The following is a 22304-nucleotide window of genomic DNA, read 5'->3' on the forward strand; positions in this document are numbered from 1 at the left end:
TCCTCTTAATCTAATGATGGAATGTTCATACCCTTTTCTTTTGCAGTTTGAATCGCTAAATCATAGCCTGCGTCAACATGACGAACAACACCCATACCAGGGTCTGTTGTTAAAACACGTTCCAGACGTTGTGCAGCATCTTCCGTTCCATCTGCTACAACTACCATACCAGCGTGAAGAGAATAACCCATACCCACACCACCACCGTGGTGAACAGATACCCAACTTGCTCCTGCTGCTGTATTCACTAATGCATTTAAAATAGGCCAGTCTGATACAGCATCACTTCCGTCTTTCATTGCTTCTGTTTCACGATTTGGTGAAGCAACAGAACCGGCATCTAAATGGTCTCTTCCAATGACGATAGGTGCTGAAAGCTCTCCAGATGCAACCATGTCATTAATAATTTTCCCGAATCTTGCTCGTTCTCCATAACCTAACCAACAAATACGTGCTGGTAATCCTTGAAACTCAATTTTTTCTCTCGCCATTTTGATCCAGTTACAAAGATGCGTATTATATGAGAATTCGCGTAGAATCACTTCATCTGTTTTGTAAATATCTTCTGGATCTCCTGATAAGGCAACCCATCGGAAAGGTCCTTTTCCTTCACAAAATTGAGGACGGATATAAGCTGGCACAAATCCTGGAAAATCGAACGCATCCTTCACTCCTTCATCAAGCGCTACTTGACGAATATTATTGCCGTAATCGAAAGCGATTGAACCTCTTTTTTGCATATCTAAAATGGCTTGCACGTGTTGAGCCATACTTGCTTTTGATTTTTTTACATACTCTTCTGAATTGTTGTTACGTAAAATTTCCCCTTGCTCTAAAGTAAACCCTACTGGTAAATAACCGTTTAGTGGATCATGTGCAGATGTTTGATCTGTCACAATGTCTGGGATAAAGTTGCGTTTAAGCATTTCTGGAAGAACTTCGGCTGCATTCCCTACTAAACCAATCGAAAGAGGTCTACCCGCATCCTTTGCTTCTTTAGCTAACGCAATCGCTTCATCTAAGTTTTCTAACACGACGTCACAATAACGAGTTTCAATCCGTTTTTCGATGCGTGATCGATCGACATCAATGCCAATCACTACGCCGCCTGCCATCGTAACTGCTAGAGTCTGAGCTCCTCCCATGCCTCCCAACCCAGCTGTTACGGTAATAGTACCTGCTAGATCGCCATTAAAATGTTGATTCGCACATTCAGCAAACGTTTCATACGTACCTTGTACAATTCCTTGACTTCCAATGTAGATCCAACTTCCTGCCGTCATTTGGCCGTACATCATTAACCCTTTTTTATCAAGTTCATGGAATTTATCCCAATTAGCAAATGCTGGCACAATATTTGAATTAGCTAACAGGACACGTGGTGCATCTTTATGGGTTTTGAAAACAGCAACAGGTTTTCCTGATTGCACTAATAAAGTTTCATTTTCTTCTAAGTCTTTTAAAGATGACACGATACGATCAAATGCTTCCCAGTTACGTGCAGCCTTTCCGATTCCTCCGTATACAACTAGCTTTTCTGGATGTTCTGCTACTTCTGGATCTAAATTGTTCATTAACATACGAAGAACAGCTTCTTGCACCCACCCTTTAGTGTTTAGTTCTTTTCCACGAGGTGCTCTAATTACTCTTTGTTCAGTTTTCATTTATATTTCCTCCCCTATTAACATGAAAATATCTGAAACTAGATTTTTTGAATTTATAGAAACTAATAATTTCTTAGAAAAAATCTACTTTTTTTTAACTCTACTGAGACACAATTCATAAAAAGCGTCATTAACTGTTCTTAATTTTATAAATTTTATGTTTAGGTGTCATAATTACCCTTTGAGAAACCTTATATTAAAAAAATATCCATGTAATTTTATCAATGCATCAATTGATAATTAACTTCCCGTACGTCCTCTTTTAGTAACTTAGCTAATCTTTCAATATCAAGTGAGAAGATACGATCTTGTGTAATAGTTGGAACAGCTTCTCTTATTTTTGAATAAACTCTTTTTGTCTCAGGTGCTAACTTATTTGAACCTCTAAAATCTGCAGCTTGAGCAGCACAAATGGCTTCTATAGCAAGGACTTTGCGACTATTCTGAATAATTTGGTAAGCATGACGTGCAGCCGTTGTCCCCATGCTCACATGGTCCTCTTGGTTAGCTGAGGATGGAATAGAATCTACACTAGAAGGATGAGCTAATGTTTTATTCTCTGAAACTAGTGATGCAGCAGCATATTGGGTAATCATTAAACCTGATTGAAGACCAGGATCTGGACTTAAAAATGCTGGTAAATCATTTAGTTGAGGGTTTACCAATCGTTCAATTCGTCTTTCAGAAATACTTGCTATTTCTGACATTGCTATACCAAGAAAGTCCATTGCGAAAGCAATCGGTTGGCCATGGAAGTTTCCTCCAGAGATAACCTTTCCACTATCTGAGAATATTAATGGGTTATCCGTTGCCGAGTTTATTTCAATGGTTAGTTTCTCTTTTACATAATTTAAAACTTGTTGAACAGCACCATGTACTTGTGGTATGCATCGTAATGAATAAGCGTCTTGTACTCGAATTTGTCCCTGAGTGGTCGTTAATTGACTACCTTCAAGATAAGAAAGAATTCTTCCAGCTACTTTTTGCTGTTCTGGATAAGGTCTTACTGAATGAGATTCTGGAGTGAAAGCGTCAACAATTCCTTGAAGGCCTTCTAATGTTAATGCAGCTATACCATCTGCAAGATCAGCAAGCTCTTGAGCTTCCATATATGCAACTACACCCACAGCTGTCATAGCTTGAGTTCCATTTATTAAAGCTAGGCCTTCTTTTGCTTGTAATTTTATCGGTTCAAGACCTGCTTGCTTTAGTGCTTCTCCCCCTGACATTTTTTCACCATTGTAAATAGCTTCGCCTTCTCCAACTAATAGTAATGCTAGATGTGATAAAGGAGCCAAATCACCACTTGCTCCTAATGATCCTTGACTTGGAATAACAGGAGCAATATTGTGATTTAAACAATCAATTAGTAACTGCAGAGTTTCCAGACGAATGCCTGAAAATCCTTTTGCTAATGCATTCGCTCTGAGAAGCAGCATAACTTTGCTTACCTCCAAAGAAAATGGCTCCCCAAGGGCACAAGCATGACTTCGAATTAAATTGATTTGTAAGTCAGCTAAATCATCCTTTGAAATTACCGTATCACTAAATTTCCCAAATCCTGTGTTAACACCATAGATTACTTTGTTGTTGATAATACTTTCCTCAACTATATTTCTGCTTTTCTTTATATTTTCTAGAGCATCACTACTAATTTTAACGGAATAACCCTCATGAATAACTTGATGAATTTGATCATACGTTAATGAATTCCCGTCTATTTGAATAAACATTATCATCACTCCTTTATATAATAAAATCACCTTACTTTTTGAAAATAAAAAGGGGGCTATATCAAAAGAGAAATGTATTCCTCTTTTGATATAGCCCCCTATAATCTATTAACTATGGGCTTTAACTATAAGTTTAAACATTGAAATCAATCCTAAATAACTATGAAACCTAAATGACTATATACTTTAAGGTGTACGACTTAAAGTATAACTAGTATGGCACCTAATAAGAGTATCGCCTTATCTGAATGTTTTGTCAATTGTTTTTCTAAAAATATTAAAAATTATTTGAAACTTAAATAATTTGGGTCGTTTTTTTATATATGATTAAATCCAAATCCTAATGCATCATGTTCGAATCCTTTTTTTGGAGCACCTATAGTTCCATATACAAATACACTAATCCATTCTCCATTGTATCCAGAAAAGTCAATATTTCCTCTAACAATTGAAAAAGTTAAACCAACAGTACGCAAAATATCGCCTAATTGTAGGGTTCCTCTGCTTACTCCTTGCATCGCCTCTAATATTGCATGATAAAGAGCATGAACCTCTCTATACGAATTAGAATTTATTACATTGTTTGTTTTAGCACTCGTCTCAATCGCGGAAACTACTTTAGATAAATCCATGGCACCAACTTTTCCAACTGTATACTGGCACCCTCTAGATATAAGTTCTTGTTCAATTTCTTTTACCATTTCTGTATTATGCATGAGAACCAATAAAGAAGTTAATTTCCCCATAGAAAAATTATTGATCTGGCTAACTTGATTATTCATAGATGTCCCTCCCCTTTATTTTCCCTACGACTCAATAAGTATATACTTTAGGATACATAAGTTGTCAATCTGTATATGACAATACTCATGTGAGCGCATACATAACGATGTTGACAACTATTTATTCAATAGCTATACTTTAGGCGATTCTGAAGTTTCAGACAACAAAGCCTTTAGTGACTGATTTGCATTTATAAATACCTAAATTGCAATTAGAAAAAAGAGTCCCACTGTATCTTATGTTCAGAATTGTTCCCCAAAAGAGTAGAACAAATACGGGCCGAAAAAAAGTATAATTCATCTGAAGATTTTTGAATTATTATTTTGAGATTTTCAATTACTATATATTTGAGTTACTTTAGAATACTTAAGTAAATAAAACAAGAATCCAATTTAGTTATTAGGGTATAGAATGGAACTTGGCATGAAGAAATCATCGTATTTCTTTTTTGCGAAGTTTTTTGCTTTTGTGAAATATCTATTTTAATCGGGAAAGGAAATCAAGAAGTTGAAAAAGTGGTTTTATGTTTCACTTGCAAATGTTGGAGTAACTAAAACTAAAGAAAAAAGCATGAAAAGTGTTGATAAAATAATCATTTTAATAAAATTACCCTCTATTTCTATATTATGTATTTTTTTACATAATTATATAACATAAAATGAAATGTGAGGTGGTTTATTTGAAACAAAATCATGATTATTATCAAAATCTATTAAAAAGACTTTGTAAAGCTCAAAATATTTCTCCCCGAAAACCTAGATTTGAAAATATTGAAGATGTAGTAATTATTCATGTTAAAAATCATTTGAAAGAAGGAGTAGATTTAGAATGTTTTAAAATTTTAAATCTTATTTATCAAACAGTCGTACCTTTAGGTATAAAATTCAATCAACAATTATATTTATATCCAAATGGAGATAGATTAGATAGAGTAACGATATCCTTTAACAAGAATGATTATATGGTTTTAAACAAAAAACTAGAAGAAGGAGATATATAAATAATTAATACATATTGGAAATGTCCCCCCTTAGAGGGAGGCTATTTTAGGTTTTCCCTCGAAAGGGTTTCAATCCTAACAGGGAACGTACTCGTTTATTGATCAAGCTATGATCACGTTCTACAACATTGCTTAGTTATCAAATTTCCCAAAATAAGACTTATGGAATCAAAAAATTGAGTTTCCAAGGTATTAGAATTCCATCCTGACTATAGTGTGTTGATATTATGGAAAGGAAACCCCGAAGCATCTGATTTTTACTCTCCCCTAGCAAAAGGACGGACCTTTACTTGCAACGAGAATTCCCCTAATACTTGCGCTGACTTAAACTCGTCAGCCATAAATCGTATAGGGGCAGCTGACGCCAGCTTTCTCTTAGCAAAACGCCTCAGTCCCTTTAAATTATGATTCATGTCTATCTCATTTGCACTGCCTATCGTTATATCCAACTCAGTCAATTAATTGGGATGTTTATCTCATTTTCATCCAAAAGCAACATGCAGGAATCATTTTTCTTTAGCACTACCATGAACACTTCGACTTAAGAAAATATAAATACTCTATTCCGGCAGCAGTTATCTTCGTGCCAGCCCTTCCCCTGCCTTTAACCACAAATCCTTCACCTTCTAAAATATCCAAGCGGCGCCGGATCTGCTGAGGGGACAAGACAAATTCCGATTCTTTGCTTTGACTAGATATTAACTCTCTGCTTGCCGCTTTTCCTTTATCGTTGCATCGCTTTATTACTTCCAAGATGAATGCGCGCTCATGCATTTCCAGCACACTTTCACATTCGCAATATTCAGTTATCATACTATCTCCCGCTTGTCCTAGCATGGACGGAAGGTCTCTTTTCGTCACGACATTTCCCTCACAAACCGTCAGCATGTAATCAATTGTGCTTTTCAGTTCCCTTATGTTGCCGGGCCAATTATATTGCATGAAATACTCCAGTACGTCATGCTCTACCTTTACCCACTTCCCACTCTTTGTGATGAGATGCTTTATCAAAAGCGGAATATCCGCTCTTCTCTCATTGAGTGACGGAATGTAGAGATTGAGTACATTCAGCCGGTAAAACAAGTCTGTTCTGAATGAACCGTCACGTATCTTTCCTTGAAGATCTTTATTCGTTGCAGTAATCACTCGAACATTAATGGGTATGATTCTTCTGCCGCCAATTCTGCGAATTTCCCCCTCCTGTAGAACGCGCAGCAGATGTGATTGAACTGTGAGACTTATGTCGCCAATTTCATCCAAAAAGATAGTTCCATTATCCGCCAATTCAAATAAACCTTTCTTGCCTCCCCTTTGCGCTCCTGTAAATGTTCCCTCTTCGTAGCCGAACAATTCGCTTTCAAGTAAAGTTTCTGTTAATGCGCTACAGTTCACAGCCAGAAATGGCCCGTTTTTTCGCAATGAATGTTCATGAATAGCATGAGCAAACAGTTCTTTTCCTGTTCCTGTCTCACCCTGAATCAAAATCGGATGCTCTGACAAGGCAAGCTTCTTAGCAATCTGCTTACGATCTTTCATTACATCATCCTCACCGATAATATCATCAAAGCAGTATTTCGTATAAAATCCTTTATTTCGCATTTCTCTTTGTGCTGTCTTTTCTATTTCAAAAGCTTGATGTACACTCTTGAAGGTTACGACAATTGTATTTTCTTTCATCATTTGCAACCGAAAAATTACGACGTCCACGCCGTTTATGTCGAAGAACTTACTTTCATCCCTACCGTCCATGATGAAATCGGTAATATCCCTGCGATTCATTACATGCTCTAAATACTTATTAACCACATCTTGTGCATCCACATGAAACAATGCCGCAAGCCGATTATTGAATACCGTAATCCGTCCTTCCTCATTAACGACCAATATTCCATCATCGACAGTTCCCAACACATTTTGGATGTGCTCGCTCATCTGCTTGGCATCCCGCTCTGCAAATAACAGCTTACGTTGTAATTCAATGATATTGCTAATATACCTTTCTGAAATCTTAGAGGATATATCCTTGTTCAAACCGCAGCATTCTACAACTTCCAGAATTGTTGTTATATCAAAAAGACGAACGCCTATATCGATTACTTCTTTTATGTAAGATGGGCACAGATGTGTTTCCCCTGGTGAAACGGCAATTTGGACATCCTCATAAAACAATATCCCCTTCCGAAACGGGATAAATTGAACATGATCGACACCAAGCTGATATAAGGATTCAATAAGACTTATAGTGGCATCATCATCATCATTCACCACCAAAACTGCTGAACCATCAGGTATTCTTAAAAGTTTGTCAATGTATTCATGATTAACTGTTCTCTTTCCCACAATTATTTTCTCGGCATTTACGTTATACATAGCACTTGAATTATCATAAGCGGTATCTGATGAATACAAGATAATTTTATCTTCCAGTGACTGTGGTATTCCCTCATCGGTAGCATGGCTTTTAACATGAATATAGTCTCCAAGCAATTGTTCCAGCTGTTCCTGCAAGGCTTGCTTTGTTTTTGCACTTCCTGCTATAAGAGTAAGTGATGATTTTGACATAAAAACACCTACCTGTCTTTAAATTGGTTCTATTATATCACCAAAAAGAACCAATAATGACCTTAAAATATAATCCAACCATAAAGTTTTCATAAAAATCAATCTACCAATATTGGCATAGATTTTGCATATATAAATCAGTGAAGTGCCTATGGATTTGAAAAGGAGGAAAACAGCAGAATACGAGAAAAAAAGTTGATAGTCTCTAGGCCGGAATTATTTTGTAAGCGTTTTAGTTCCATGCATTTATTTTAAAGACAAAGGAGAGACACGTATGAGCCAACCACAAGAAAAGATTGTTTCGCTTGGAACAACGGGAAAAAAAGAGAGAAAAATCAATGTTTTTGTATTACTGCTCTGCATTCTCGCAATAGCAACTCTATTCACTTACATTTTGCCGGCTGGGGAATATGCAAGGATTGAAGCGGATGGACGAGCAACAGTAGACGCCAATTCTTTTAAATGGATAGAATCTGCACCGGTCGGATTGTTCGATATGATAAAAGCTATTCACACAGGAATGGTAGAAGCCGGAAATATTATCTTTTTCTTATTGATTATCGGAGGGTTTTTCGGTGTTTTAAGAGCAACAGGTACGGTTGATGTGCTTATCGGGACAATGGCTCGGAAGTTGGCGACGCGTGAAAAGCTATTGATTCCTGTCGTGATGCTGTTTTTCGCTGTAGGCGGCTCCTTAATGGGGATGGCAGAAGAAACACTGGCTTATCTTCCTCTTATCATTCCCCTGGCGTTGGCTCTGGGATTCGATACAATTACAGGAACCGCCATTGTCATAGTAGGGGTAATGTCAGGGTTTACGACTGCCGTCATGAATCCATTCACAGTAGGACTTGCCCAAGGAATCGCAGAATTGCCGATGTTCTCAGGCATAGGGTTCCGCCTTATTTTATTTGTTATTGTCTATCTGGTTTCCGTTCTTTATATCTATCGTTACGCGATGAAGGTAAAGACAAATCCTTCTATAGGAATCTACGGAAAATATACAAAAGAAGAAGCGAAAAACCTGCTGCAATCAAGTGCAAAGTTAACAGCGAGACATAAGCTCATCTTAGTAGCTTTTTTAATTAACTATATCGTCTTGGCGTTTGGAGTCATCAAGTTCCAATGGTACATGACAGAAATCGCTGCCTTATTCATTTTATTGACAATCGTAATTGGAATCATCGGAAAACTGTCTGCAGATCACATTGTCAACTCCTTTACTAATGGATCTGCAGCCTTGCTTGGCGGCGCTTTGATAATCGGCGTATCACGGGCCATTCTTGTCGTATTGAATGAGGGCCATATCGTCGACCCTATGCTGCATCAAGTAGCTGAATCTATCCAGCATATCCCGGCCTTTTTAAGCGTTGCCGGCATGTACAGCTTCCAAACTCTTATTCATTTTATTCTAGCGTCCGGCACCGGTCATGCGATGCTGACAATGCCAATTATGGTGCCGCTCGCAGACTTATTGGATATTACACGCCAAACTGCAGTGTTGTCTTTCTCTTTCGCAGACGGAATCGGAAATATGATTTTCCCGACCGCTACCACCTTAATGGCGGGCTTAGCAATCGCAGGCATTCCTTGGACAAAGTGGGCGAAGTGGATTTTGCCGCTGGTGCTCATTCAATATCTCATCGGATTAATAGCTGTTATCATAGCCCACTTCATCGGGTATGGTCCATTCTGATAGCAGTATTTACAAGAAAGAAACAGTATTTACAGGAGGAGAAACGAATTGCTTACTTTAATTAAAAATGGCGAGATATACTCACCCAATTACTTAGGACGGAAAGACATATTGATTACAAACGATAAAATCGCATTTATAGATGACAAAATCGAGATTCCTGACAACTTTGCCCCTATTCAAATCATTGATGCGACTAATCTTTTGGTTGTTCCGGGTTTTATAGATTCACATGTTCATATTATCGGTGGAGGGGGCGAGGGCGGATTCAAAACCCGCACCCCCGAGCTGATGCTCACTGATATTACTACTTCAGGTATTACAACGCTGGTTGGCTTACTTGGTACGGACGGAACTACGCGTAGAATGGAAAGCCTTCTTGCCAAGGCGCGGGCGCTTGAAGAAGAGGGTATATCCTGCTTCATTCATACAGGCTCCTATCAAGTGCCAGTAAAAACATTGACGGGAAAAATCGAAGACGATATTATTTTAATCGATAAAATTATCGGTGTTGGAGAGATTGCAATCTCCGACCATAGATCATCAGAACCCACATTTGAGGAACTGACTAAAGTCGCCGCTGCGGCACGCAATGGAGGTATCCTCTCAGGAAAAGCTGGGATATTAGAAGTTCATGTAGGGGACGGAGATGGAAAGCTTTCCTTGCTGCATGAAATTGCAGATAAAACCGACATTCCGATTCGGCAGCTCCATCCGACACATATCAATCGAAATGAAGAATTATTCAGGGCGGGAATTGATTACGCAAAGCGAGGCGGATATGTAGACTTTACCACAAGTACCATTCCTCAATTTTTGGAGGAAGGCGAAGTGAAGTGCAGCATGGGCTTGCGCATGATGCTGGAAGAAGGGGTTCCAGTCGGACACATCACCTTCTCTTCAGACGGGCAAGCAAGCCTTCCCTTCTTTAACAGCCACGGGGAGTATGCAGGCCTACAAGTAGGAAAAGTATCGTCGCTATATCACGAAGTGCGTGATTCTGTTTTAGAGGAAGGCATCCCGCTGGAAACAGCTCTGAGGGTCATCACCACGAACCCCGCACAAGTGCTAAAGCTTTCGAGCAAGGGCAGCATCCAAACCGGCAAGGATGCCGATATCGTATTTTTGCAAAAGGAAACATTGACAATCGATACAGTAATGGCAAGAGGACAAGTGATGGTAGAAAAGCAGGTTCCGCTAATAAAAGGAACGTTTGAATAAGGATAGATCAAGATTTTTAAGGAGAAAAGCAGGTTCTGAGCGATGCCTCTATGTTTACAAAACTACAGGCATACAAAAGTGTATTTCAACTTTAACGAACGTAAAATCTACCTATTTTAAACAAAAATACCCGTTCAAAAAAGTTGTACTTTTACGAACGGGAAAAATTTAAATGTCTAAATATTTTGATGGGACACAAGCCTTGTTTTATCAAACTAATTAGCGATTATTCCACAAATATCTAACCATTTATTCCACCCGATTAATTTGCTGAGTAAATTAAGGCATCTCGTCCTCTTTTTCCCGATTTTTAAAAGCTTCATGTGTAACAATATCTTCAATCTGTTCATACTGTCGACTGTGTTCCTTCTCTTCGCTTATTCTATTATTAGGTAAGTTTCCAGGATGTCCTTTTTCTTTGTGATTAAAATTTTTACCACGACTCATACTTATTCTCCCCTTTCTATTCTTGCTCGTTTAGTTTTCTCCAGCGAAAAAAAATTATGATTTAATTTCACTGTTTACGAACTTACACCTATTTTCTAACGGATTTCATGAATCACGCGCAATATTTACGAGATCAGCACCCATCGAGAGGCAATCACAAACCTGCCAGGGATGAACAGCTTACCAGAAGCGATATTTTTAGCACGCTTCTACATGCAATATGGAAGCAGACGATCCCCCCATTTACCTCTCACTGCGAAAAAAGCGGATCCTTCAATAAGATATATCTTTTGGTTATCAGCTTTGTTTATCTATCGTATTTTTCTTCTTCGGCAAATTTTGGCGACCTATCATTCCAATAAAAAGGGCTTCTTCATCAATCACGATTTAAAAACCACGAGTAACTACTTCTCACATATACTTTGGGCATTTACGATATTTTTGTATTCATTCCTTTAAAACAGCTTCCCTTCATTATCACCATTAAAAGAATAGTGCCGCATTTCTAGACCGATTTTTGCTAAAAAAAGCTAATCTTCCTAGTACTGAGTAATTCCGTAGTATGGCGTGATGCTTCTGAATTTGCTCAAAACATTCATAAATAGACGAAATGGTTTTTAAAACACTCAGGTACATAATATTTCATAAGCAGTGCCAACATATAAGGAAAGAAATTGAATTGGTTGAGGAGGGAATAGTTTGAAGGCATCAGATTTGTTTGTACGATGTTTAGAGAATGAAGGAGTTAAGTATATTTTTGGAATACCTGGTGAGGAAAATACGGATTTAGTTGATTCTCTAATAGGCTCTGATATTAAATTTATCTTAGTTCATCATGAACAAGCAGCTGCTTTTATGGCAGACATCTATGGTCGGCTAACTGGAAAGCCAGGTGTTTGTTTGGGCACATTGGGACCGGGTGCAACCAATTTATTAACCGGGATAGGCAATGCTTATCTGGATTATTCACCTGTTGTCGCCATCACAGGTCAGGCGGGCCTTGATCGCATTCATAAGGAGTCGCATCAATATGTGGACATTATTGGAGTTTTTGAGGAAGTAACGAAATGGAATCAACAAATTAAGGTGCCACATACGATTCCGGAAATTATCCGTAAAGCATTTAAGACAGCTGTCATTGAAAAGCCAGGAGCTGTCCATATCGAGCTCCCTGAAGATGTGGCAATGATGGATACAGAAGGTGAACCACTACCAGTTACACCAATGCCAAGATCCCGCCCTGCCGAAGCAGAAATCAAAAAAGCCGTAGAATTAATCAATCGCGCTAAAAAGCCGATTATTCTAGCTGGCAATGGCGTGATCCGTGATGGAGCTACAGAGGCCTTGCGGAAATTTGCAGAAGCGAAGCAAATTCCAGTTGTGAATTCGTTCATGGCCAAAGGGGTTTTACCTTCCGACCATCCATTGACCCTTTATACAGTAGGGATGCAAGCAAGGGATTATGTTCTATGCGGGTTTGATTTGGCCGATCTCATTATCACCGTCGGCTATGATTTCGTCGAGTACTTGCCAAAATATTGGAACGATGAGGCGATGAAACCGATTATTCATATTGATGCCAGAACAGCTGAGATTGATGCTTATTACCCGGTTCAAGCTGAATTGGTCGGTAACGTCACAGAGACACTTGAAGCCTTGACTACTGAAGTTGAAGAAAAAGAACTTTGGCCAGAAGTGAAAAGGTTAAGGTCTCAGATTGTTGAAAAGCTTCATTCTTCGGATGAAGTATCAGGAAGCCCTATCATCCCTCAGCGAATTATTGCCGATTTGAAAAAGGCGGAAAAAGGGAATGCCATTGTCATTTCAGATGTAGGCGCTCATAAATTATGGATTGCCCGGTTGTATCAGCCCGAAAAGCCTAATCACACTATCATTTCTAATGGCTTTGCATCGATGGGTGTTGCGGTTCCCGGTGCTATTGCGGCCAAACTAGCAAAACCTGATAAACCTGTCATTGCGGTCACAGGTGATGGTGGATTTCTGATGAATGGTGTTGAATTGGCAACTGCTAAACGTCTGGGTCTTGCCTTCGTGATTGTCATTTTCCATGATTCAAAATTTGGCTTAATCGAGTGGAAGCAATTGAATAAGTTTGATCGTACGAATGCGATTGAATTTACAGACCCAGACTTTTTAGAATTCGCTAAAAGTTTTGGTGTTAAAGGGGTCAAAGTAACCCACTCCGATGAATTGCTTCACACATTAGAGGAAGCGGTTGCGAGTAAGGAGATTGTCTTGATTGATGTGGATGTCGATTACTCGGAAAATGTAGAGCTTTCGAAAACACTAGGTGATTATATTTGCAAATTATAAAAGCATGTATTATTGGAGGAATGTCAGATGAAGCAAAAGTGGCAATTGTGGATCGGTGGCAAATGGCGTGAGGCTAAATCGTATGAGCCGTTATTTAATCCACATTCAAATGAAGAAATTGCACAAATCGGACAGGCTGAACCAGCGGATGCCATTGAAGCGATCGTAGAGGCAAATGCCGCTTTTCAGAAATACCGTTCCTACCCGGCGCATGCACGAGCCGAAATTTTAGTAAAAGCTGCCGCAATCATGGAAGAACGCACTGAAGAACTTGCAAAAATCGTTTCTCTAGAGGCGGCGAAAACGATTCGAAATGCTCGTGAGGAAATCAATCGTACGGTTCAGACCTACCGTTTTTCTGCAGAAGCGGCAAAGAACAATTATGGAGAACAAATTCCGATGGATGCGGCACAGGGTGGAGTAAACCGTTTTGGCTTCACGATTCGTACTCCGATTGGCGTTGTAACGGCAATTACCCCATTTAACTTTCCATTTAATCTTGTCGCCCATAAAGTTGGTCCAGCTATTGCGGCTGGAAATTCAATTGTATTAAAACCTGCCGAACAAACGCCTCTTAGTTCGCTCGTGCTTGCAGAAATTTTTAAAGAAGCAGGCCTTCCAGAAGGAGTATTGAACATCATTCCGGGCAAAGGGGATGTCTTAAGTGAAGCTTTGACAACCCACCCACATGTAAAAAAAGTGACTTTTACTGGCAGTGTCGAAGTCGGACACCTTATCCAGCAGCAAGCAGGCTTTCGTAAGCTAACCCTTGAACTCGGATCCAATTCGCCGTTCATTATTGATGAAGGAGTCGACATCGATAAAGTCATAGAACGAAGTGTGATGGGCTCTTTTACAAATAATGGGCAGGTGTGTATCTCGATTCAAAGAATTTATGTCCACAATTCACTGTATCAACAATTCTTGGAGCGATTCGTCAGTAGGACAAAACGACTTGTCATTGGATCCCCTCTCGAGGAAAGCACTAATATAACTGCGGTCATTTCTAAAAAATCATTGGAGCGGTTACAAAGTTGGATCGACGAGGCAGTACAGGAAGGAGCAAAAATTGAGTGTGGCGGTACAGTGGAAGGCAATGTTCTCTTACCTACCGTCTTAACAGATGTAAATCGTGACTCAAAGGTATTTCGTTTCGAAGTATTCGGTCCGATTGTCTGTATTTTCCCATTCGATACGCTGGATGATGCCATCAAGGATGCAAATGATTCACGTTACGGATTGAATTCAGGAGTGATGACACCGAGCATAGAACGTGCTTTTTATGCGGCGGAACGCTTGGAAACGGGAGGAGTCGTCATTAATGATATCCCGACCTATCGGATTGATAATATGCCATATGGTGGCTGGAAGGACAGCGGTGTTGGCAGAGAAGGCGTCAAATATGCGATGGAAGAAATGATGGAGCAGAAATTCATTAGCTTTAAAATAAGTGACAACTGAGTATTAATATAAATAGGCAGTATTTTGTTCCATATAAATCGTGGTATATGTAGAGGGCGATATCCTAAAGATGTCGTCCCCTAGTATTCGTCGGAAGTAACAAGGTATTAATATCAACATAACTATATACCCCTAAAAGAAAAGCCCTGTCCTGGAATTATCAATACCTAAATCATAAAAATCCTTAAAAATAAAGGAGTACACATATTAGTCATGTATAATATGTGTGCTCCTTCGTTCTATTTATTAAATTAAAGCCACCCTTTAGTGGCTGATTTTAGGGAAAAGTATAAGGCAACAACGCCTCTGATTGCCAGTCGGTGAGTTTCTTTAGTAACGAGTTCTAAAATCACTTCGTTTTTTTCTTTTTTTTAGAAAAACCGTTATCAGAATGATAAGAATGACACAGCCTCCCCATCCTTGAGATGGGACATAAAATTTAGTAGCTCATCATCGATTGTTTCTTTTTTAATCGAGGCAGGCAATACTGTGTTCCTGACATCAGCGACCGTTTTAAGGTCAAAGGATTCTATTGCTTCCCCTTCTTGGTTCATGATTGAGAGAATTCCATCATTACTCGTTTTCAGACTAGGTTGATCACTAATTAAATGAGTATAGTATAAGTCTTCGTTCAGCGTGTAGGAATTAGAGTAGTCTGCTGAATAAAGTTTGCTTTTTTTATCAATTTTGCCTGATTTAAAGTTTTCAAAGCCATAGTTGAATAAAAGCTTGGTATCAGAGTAGGCAACTTTGTCTGAAGGAGCTTTTAGAGTGACGGCAATCAAGTCCTGTTCTCCTCTAGTAGCAGTAGAAATCAGGGTGTAGCCGGATTGACTGACGAAACCGGTTTTCCCGCCGGTTATTCCCTTATAGGGGAGTTCGCCTTTTAAAATTTTATGATGGGTAATTAGAGTTGTGTCCCATGTTTCCACTTCCCATGGTAAATTCTTCTTCCCAAAATACTCACGGAAAATTTCATTTTTCATTGCATATTGGGTAATTTTCGCAAGGTCACTGGCTGTAGTTACATGTTTTTTGTCAAACAATCCATGGGGGTTCGTAAAATGAGTATCGGTGACGTTTACTTCCTTCCTTAAAAACTCATTCAAATCCTCCATGAACAGTTTTTCACTACCAGACATATGCTCGGCAATTGCGATAGCTGCATCATTTCCGGAGTTGATGAGCATTCCTGCAATTAATTTGGAAAGCTCTATTTTCTCCCCAGGTTCAATAAATACCGAAGAGCCGTCTGCCTCAGCCGCTTTTTTGCTAACAGTCACTAGTTCATTCTTATCCCCGTGCTCAATAGCATATATAGCAGTAGCAACTTTCGTTAGACTGGCTGGATACATTTTTTTATTTGTGTTTTTTTCGTATAACACTTTCCCACTTTTCGCATCAATAATGATCCCAGCTTCACTAATGAGAGGTAAGTCTGATTCTGCACTTACAGTCGTAGAGGCGAAGGGGATTAAAGCCAAAATGAAGATAAAGAAAAACTTTTTCATATACCTCTCCTTTAATGATAGTAAATCCTATATAGTCATAATAAAATAAATCTGAATGTTTAGAGATGTTTTATTGAAATTGAAATAAAACAGTAATTCCCCTTTAATAATCATGGAAACATTTCGGATAAAAACCTTCTTTTACTTTCCTCAAATAACTTTATAAGGGTTCTGGCCCTTTTAGTGGGATACTCCATTTAAATGAAAAAAGAATCCCCATTTAAATAGATAGGGATTTTTTGTTTACCATTGAATTAGGGTATCACCGACATTTCGCATATTAACTACGCTGATACATTTTAGGGAGAGGAATAAAAGTGAAAAAAGGTCAGAAGGTGATTTGAGGCATTGGTAGCTACGATTACTGGAAGCTTCTCAAAAAGCTGAAAAGAATGCTAGAAAAAGAAAAGAAATAACAAAAAAAGAAGCCAAAGGGCTTCTGTTTTTCTTTATCTGACCTATATATGTCGCTTGTCTAAGCTAATGCACTTCTTATTTTATAGATTTGGAGAAGACCAACTACCATTGCAATCCGATTTATTTATATTTCCTTTTGCTTCGCTTCATGAAAAGCTGTTTTAACCTTATCCAACAGATCTTTATCCGAAATCAACCGGTAGCCTGTAAGCGCAAGAGCTTTTGCACCAGTGAGGATGGCTTTGTCTCCTTCTTGAGATTTAGCACAGTCGCGGAATTCATTCGTATGGGCAATCAAATCATCTGGTCCAATTTTTATATATGGATGGGCTGTCGGAACTATATGGCTTACGTTCCCCGCATCAGTCGAACCAAAGCCACTATCTTTTCTAGGAGCTACCGTTTCTCCTAATTGAGTCAGTTCTTCCTTTAACAGTTCATCAAGAACTGGATTTATGACAAAATCAAGCACTTCATTTTGGAAACGTTCGACTTTAACTGTGCTTCCTGTGGCAAGTGCAGCCCCTTCAGCAACATCACGTATTTTACGTGATACATCTTGGCATAGCTTCCATGTTGTTGCTCTAATGTAAAATCGGGCAGAAGCATATTCAGGAATGATGTTAGGTGCTTCTCCACCATTGGTTATTATTCCGTGGATTTTGACCTCAGATGGGAGTTGCTGACGTAAAGCACTAATGCTATTAAATAGCTGAATAACCCCGTCAAGAGCATTCACACCTTGTTCAGGAGCAGCAGCTGCATGTGCTGATTTTCCGTAAAAATGAAAATCAAGTGGATCTACAGCCAAAAATGGACTTGTTACACCAGTTTGACCAGCTGGATGGATAATGATGGCTGCATCTACCTCATCAAACAAACCGTGCTTCGCAAAGCTGCCTTTTGCACTTCCATTTGGCCCTCCCTCTTCAGCAGGTGTTCCGAAAACAATCACCTCTCCACCTGTTACCTCTAGTACTTGAGATAGTGAAATTCCTGCTGCGACACTCGTAGTGCCATGATATTATGGCCGCAAGCATGTCCTAAACCTGGCAATGCATCATACTCAGCTAAAAAAGCAATTTTGGGGCCTTTCTTTGCAGAGGCTTTTTTGGCGATGAATCCTGTTTCATGCCCAGCTATATTACGGTTTACTTCAAATCCTGCATCTTGAAGTAATTTGGTCAACGTATCCGAAGCAAAGAACTCTTGATTCCCAATTTCGGGGTTTGCATGAATGGCTTGACTCGTTTCGATATATAATTCGGAATGAAGGTCGATGTGATTCTCAATGATTTGCTGATGCGACTTCGCTAATTCAATTCCCATATTCTTATCTCCCCTTTTTATTTATTTGTATAAAAAAAGCAGCCGGATAGGTAACTTGAATCCATCCGGCATTCCTTCACTTTGTTCTATTCATCATTTTTCATTGGCTGGTTTTGTCCAAGCATCTTGGTAATTCACTAATTCATCTACAGAAACATATGCAGGAATGGTGTTTCCTTTAAACGTTTTTTCAATGAACGCTTCCACTTCTTTTGATTGATAAAGTTCAACTAACTTTTGTAGTTCAGGACGATCGGCATTTCCCTTTTTAACCGCAATGATATTAATATATGGTTTCGCTGTTTTACTTTCATGGAATAATGCATCTTTTAAAGTAAGGCCTGCTTCAACGGCAAAGTTATTATTAATGGCTGAAGCATCGGCATCATCCAATAGACGCGGCGTATTGCCAGCAGCTACAGGTTTGATTTTCAAATTTTTCGGATTTTCTTTAATAATATCTAATGATCCTGATCCATTAAATTCCTCTTTCAATGTAATCAAACCAGCTTCTTGAAGAAGCAGTAATGCACGTCCAAAGTTTGTTGCTTCATTCGGAACAGCTACAGTAGCACCATTTGGAAGATCCTTGAGATCTTTGTGTTTTTTCGAATAAAGGCCCATAGGTGCAATGACAGTCGATCCGATGGCCTCTAATTTCAGATTTTGATCTTGAACGAATTCATCGAAATAGGCAACTGTTTGGAATGAATTCGCATCAATTTCTCCTTCACTTAACGCAAGGTTCGGTTGGATATAATCATTAAAAGTAACAAGTTCGATATTCAGCCCATCCTTTTTCGCTAAGTCAACAATGTATTCCCATGTTCTCGTATCCCCGCTACTGACACCGACTTTCACTGTTTTCACATCATCTGAATTACCTGTTGACTCCGCTTTGTTTCCACATGCTGCACCAACGACGGCAAATGCTAATACCATGATTGTTAATAAGATTTTCTTCATTTTTCCTACCTCCTAATAATTGTTATCTTCTTCTGATTTTTTTTGAAACAAAATTCCCGGTGGATTGCAATAATTGAACGATGATCACGAGCGCCGCTACGGTGACGACCATCGTCATCGTATCAAATCTTTGATAACCGTAAGCTAAGGCTAAATCTCCTACCCCACCTGCACCGACAGCACCTGCCATAGCAGTAGATCCAACAAGGCCAATTGTCGCTGTTGTAAATGTAAGGATCAACGAACTAAGTCCCTCGGGAATCAAAAAGCGATAAATGATTTGCCATGTCGTCGCCCCCATCGCCTGAGCTGCCTCGATGATCCCTTTGTCCACTTCCAACAGGGAGTTCTCCACAAGCCGGGCAATATAAGGAGCCGCGTAAAAGATTAGCGGAACAATGGCCGCATTCGTTCCGATCGCACTGCCGACAATCATTCTGGTAAACGGAATAAGTGCTACAAGCAAGATGATGAAAGGAACCGACCGCAATATATTGATGACCGGGTTCAATACATTAAAGATCCATTTATTCTCCAGGATGTGACCCTTTCTTGTAATGACAAGTAAGATTCCTAGCGGAAGTCCAATCAGCCCGGAAAATATCAATGAGATGGCTACCATATAAAGTGTGTCACCGAAAGCTGTCGACAGCTGGTCTGCCGTTATTTCCATTCCCCAAAGTGTATTACCCATTTATCTGCACCTCCTGGACGAGAATCCCCTCATCTTTAATATATTGATAAGCCTTGTCCACCTCTTGTTTGTTCCCTGTCACTTCAATAATTAAATTTCCAAAAGGTGTTTCCTGAATTTCAGAAATATTAGCTGATAAAACACTTAAATGAACATCAAATTTCTTCGAGATGGTTGAAAGTAAAGGATTGCCTGATGTAGTACCAATAAAGTTAATTTTCCAAATAATCGGAATATATGATCCGATATTTTTCAGGAAACTTTGTGGGATCTCGTCGTGAATAACAGTTCGTACAAAGTTTTTTGCGATATCTGTTTGGGGCTTCGCAAAAACTTCGAAAACCGAACCTTGTTCAACCACGCGTCCGCCTTCCATGACCGCAACCTTATTGCAAATTTCCCTAATTACAGACATTTCATGAGTGATTAGCAAAATGGTAATATTATATTCTTTATTAATTTTTTTTAAGAGTTGCAGTACAGCACTCGTTGTTTGTGGATCCAATGCTGACGTCGCTTCATCACACAAAAGAATCGATGGGTTGGTAGCCAACGCTCTAGCAATCCCTATTCGTTGCTTTTGACCGCCAGACAATTGTTCCGGATAACTCCTTGCTTTACTTGATAAGCCAACGAACTCTAACAACTCGCCTACCCGCTCTTTGATTTCTTTACTGGGAGTTCCCGATAAAACTAGCGGCATGGCAATATTATCAAAAACTGTCTTTGAGTTAAGTAAGTTAAAATGTTGAAAAATCATGCCGATTTTTTTCTTTTCTGCCCGTAATTCCTTCGGATTCAATTTGGTTAAATCCTTTCCCCCAACAATAACCTGTCCATCTGAAGGGTGTTCGAGTAGATTGACTAACCGAATCAACGTACTTTTTCCGGCTCCACTATAACCGACAACACCAAAAATATCGCCTTTTTCAACTGTCAAATTAATTCCTTTCAAAGCTTCAACAGTCTGTTTCTTTGTTTGATAAACCTTTTTAACATTTTGAAACTCAATCATTCTGTCTCCCCCCATGCTGTTTATTTGTACGAATTCATTATCCAGAGAAGAGCTTTGCAAAGTTTCATAATGATAGGGTTGAATTTTCGTAACTCACGAGTAATTGTGTGAAACTCACGAGTAAATGCGCGAAACTCACGAGTAAATCTGTCAAACTCACGAGTAATTGCTTATAATTCACGATTAGTGCGCAAAACTTGCGAATAATTACACCAATTCTCCAAATAACCATATACATTCTGAATAAACAAAAGAGGCCTCTTCCGTCATCAGACAGAAGAGGCCTCTTTTAGACATAAAAAAGAGTAAACTCTTAAATTAATTATCTAAGAAAAGCTCCTTCTTATCTTTCAAACTTTCGTCCGTTGGAATTAGCACAGTATTTTTACAAAAGTAAAAACCCGCTGCCGAGGTATCATAGGGCCAAGTCCCTCCACATCTCTTGATAAGAAATAACGTATTTATTTAATTATGTTCCTCACTATATATTCAAATTTCACTAATGTCAACTCTATTTTGAATAATGAAAATATTTTTATAGTATAATTATTAATCGTTCATTTAACTATACCTTAAGACAGGTCAGATTTTGCCCTGCATACCATGTATACGGTCAACCTAGGCATAGACTCTATTACAAAAAAACGAAAACATAACGAAGTCAGTCAGGATCAGGACTTCCTTCCTCATAAGGAAAGCTCTGTATCTTGATAAAATAACGGCAAACTTTTGGCAAACTCACTATTCGGGTTGCTACTCACGGTCTGCCTTATCCATGCGGGGAGCTCCCTGCGACCCCTACTCTTACAATCTTTTGATTGGGGTTTACGTTTGTTTTTGAGTTTTTGACCATTTTTTGATAGCAAACTTTCGGTACGTTTAGTATCAAATGAAAAAACAATAATATATAGTTCCATATATTTCGTGGTGAAAATGCGGTTATAAACTTTTTTGCATCTGTTTTAAATATGTGAGGACCCTTTGCCCTCATATCTGTAATAATAAAAGTTCATTTATTATTACAGGGAAGGAAGACTACACATGTTTTTTTCACCTTTAGCATCTTTATAAAAGCTCCTTCCTTAGAAGAGTTTATTTCTTTTAATTAAAAAACAATCGATAGGGTTTGAATTCTATAGTATGTCTGTCTACTTATCAGCAAAAACAAATCGCTATTTAGAAGCTTCTAATTTTGTCGATATCTACTCAGAATTTGTAGATATTTCTCGGGAAATTGTTGAAATTTGAAAATGGTGATTCCGAATAGTTGGAACAAAGGAATTTCTACTTTTGATTTGATTGCCTTAGGTTTAAATAGTTCTAACGCAAATTAACACCTTAATATCGTAAAGGAGACTAAAAAAAAGGTAATGAAACCTTTTTCTTATTGCAGTAATGTTTCGTAATGGGTTCTTTGTTGTTCAGTTTTAAGCTATGACATATCGTTTGTCAGTTAGATGTTCATTTCATG

The 22304-nt window shown here is 38.7% G+C and carries 14 protein-coding genes, 1 pseudogene and 1 riboswitch; of the genes and pseudogenes, 5 read left to right on the forward strand and 10 right to left on the reverse strand.

Annotation, left to right across the window (positions count from 1 at the left end):
* Positions 1–5: 5 nt before the first annotated feature.
* The 3 genes from hutU to hutP all read right to left on the reverse strand — a co-directional run bounded on the left by hutU (position 6) and on the right by hutP (position 4179).
* Positions 6–1664 (reverse strand): urocanate hydratase, encoded by a 1659-nt coding sequence (gene hutU, locus AKG34_RS25235; protein ID WP_053348917.1) that lies wholly within the window; start codon positions 1662–1664, stop codon positions 6–8.
* A 221-nt stretch (positions 1665–1885) separates the two neighbouring features.
* Positions 1886–3397: a histidine ammonia-lyase gene (hutH, locus tag AKG34_RS25240; RefSeq protein ID WP_053348918.1), complete on the reverse strand. Its 1512-nt coding sequence runs from the start codon at positions 3395–3397 to the stop codon at positions 1886–1888.
* Positions 3398–3714: 317 nt separating this feature from the next.
* Positions 3715–4179: a histidine utilization transcription antiterminator HutP gene (gene hutP / locus AKG34_RS25245; RefSeq protein WP_053348919.1), complete on the reverse strand. Its 465-nt coding sequence runs from the start codon at positions 4177–4179 to the stop codon at positions 3715–3717.
* A 680-nt stretch (positions 4180–4859) separates the two neighbouring features.
* Here hutP and AKG34_RS25250 point away from each other — a divergent pair.
* Complete coding sequence (locus tag AKG34_RS25250) at positions 4860–5180, forward strand: hypothetical protein (RefSeq protein WP_053348920.1); 321 nt, start codon at positions 4860–4862, stop codon at positions 5178–5180.
* 522 nt (positions 5181–5702) lie between these two features.
* On the opposite strand, the gene AKG34_RS25260 is transcribed toward AKG34_RS25250, so the two are convergent.
* Positions 5703–7742 carry a sigma-54 interaction domain-containing protein gene (locus AKG34_RS25260; RefSeq protein WP_053348922.1) on the reverse strand — a complete coding sequence of 680 codons (2040 nt, stop codon included), beginning with the start codon at positions 7740–7742 and terminating at the stop codon, positions 5703–5705.
* Between the two features lie 274 nt (positions 7743–8016).
* Here AKG34_RS25260 and AKG34_RS25265 point away from each other — a divergent pair, with 274 nt between their 5' ends.
* Both AKG34_RS25265 and iadA read left to right on the forward strand, forming a co-directional pair.
* The gene (locus tag AKG34_RS25265) at positions 8017–9438 is read left to right on the forward strand and encodes a YfcC family protein (protein ID WP_053348923.1); all 1422 of its coding nucleotides are present in this window, start codon (positions 8017–8019) and stop codon (positions 9436–9438) included.
* Positions 9439–9486: 48 nt separating this feature from the next.
* Complete coding sequence (iadA, locus tag AKG34_RS25270) at positions 9487–10659, forward strand: beta-aspartyl-peptidase (protein ID WP_053348924.1); 1173 nt, start codon at positions 9487–9489, stop codon at positions 10657–10659.
* Positions 10660–10938: 279 nt separating this feature from the next.
* On the opposite strand, the gene AKG34_RS28440 is transcribed toward iadA, so the two are convergent.
* Positions 10939–11106, reverse strand: a complete 168-nt coding sequence (locus AKG34_RS28440; RefSeq protein ID WP_162878727.1) for a hypothetical protein — start codon at positions 11104–11106, stop codon at positions 10939–10941.
* Between the two features lie 699 nt (positions 11107–11805).
* Between AKG34_RS28440 and AKG34_RS25275 the strand changes: the two genes are divergently transcribed.
* Positions 11806–13440, forward strand: a complete 1635-nt coding sequence (locus AKG34_RS25275; protein ID WP_053348925.1) for an acetolactate synthase large subunit — start codon at positions 11806–11808, stop codon at positions 13438–13440.
* Positions 13441–13467: 27 nt separating this feature from the next.
* Positions 13468–14901: an aldehyde dehydrogenase family protein gene (locus tag AKG34_RS25280; protein WP_053348926.1), complete on the forward strand. Its 1434-nt coding sequence runs from the start codon at positions 13468–13470 to the stop codon at positions 14899–14901.
* Between the two features lie 386 nt (positions 14902–15287).
* Here AKG34_RS25280 and AKG34_RS25285 read toward each other — a convergent pair whose 3' ends face one another.
* The 5 genes and pseudogenes from AKG34_RS25285 to AKG34_RS25305 form a co-directional block, all read right to left on the reverse strand.
* On the reverse strand, positions 15288–16412 hold the full coding sequence (locus tag AKG34_RS25285) for a D-alanyl-D-alanine carboxypeptidase family protein (RefSeq protein ID WP_053348927.1): 1125 nt from the start codon (positions 16410–16412) through the stop codon (positions 15288–15290).
* 541 nt (positions 16413–16953) lie between these two features.
* Positions 16954–18158, reverse strand: a pseudogene (locus AKG34_RS25290) (M20 family metallopeptidase).
* A gap of 93 nt (positions 18159–18251) precedes the next feature.
* Entirely contained in the window at positions 18252–19124 is an 873-nt protein-coding gene (locus AKG34_RS25295; protein ID WP_053348928.1) for a MetQ/NlpA family ABC transporter substrate-binding protein, read from the reverse strand.
* A 22-nt stretch (positions 19125–19146) separates the two neighbouring features.
* The gene (locus AKG34_RS25300) at positions 19147–19797 is read right to left on the reverse strand and encodes a methionine ABC transporter permease (RefSeq protein WP_053348966.1); all 651 of its coding nucleotides are present in this window, start codon (positions 19795–19797) and stop codon (positions 19147–19149) included.
* Positions 19798–19810: 13 nt separating this feature from the next.
* Positions 19811–20833, reverse strand: coding sequence for a methionine ABC transporter ATP-binding protein (locus AKG34_RS25305; protein ID WP_053348929.1), 1023 nt, complete (start codon positions 20831–20833; stop codon positions 19811–19813).
* A 340-nt stretch (positions 20834–21173) separates the two neighbouring features.
* Positions 21174–21285, reverse strand: a riboswitch (SAM riboswitch).
* Between the last annotated feature and the right edge of the window lie 1019 nt (positions 21286–22304).

The sequence above is a fragment of the Peribacillus butanolivorans genome (genome assembly GCF_001273755.1).
In the GTDB taxonomy this organism is placed as follows: domain Bacteria; phylum Bacillota; class Bacilli; order Bacillales; family DSM-1321; genus Peribacillus; species Peribacillus butanolivorans.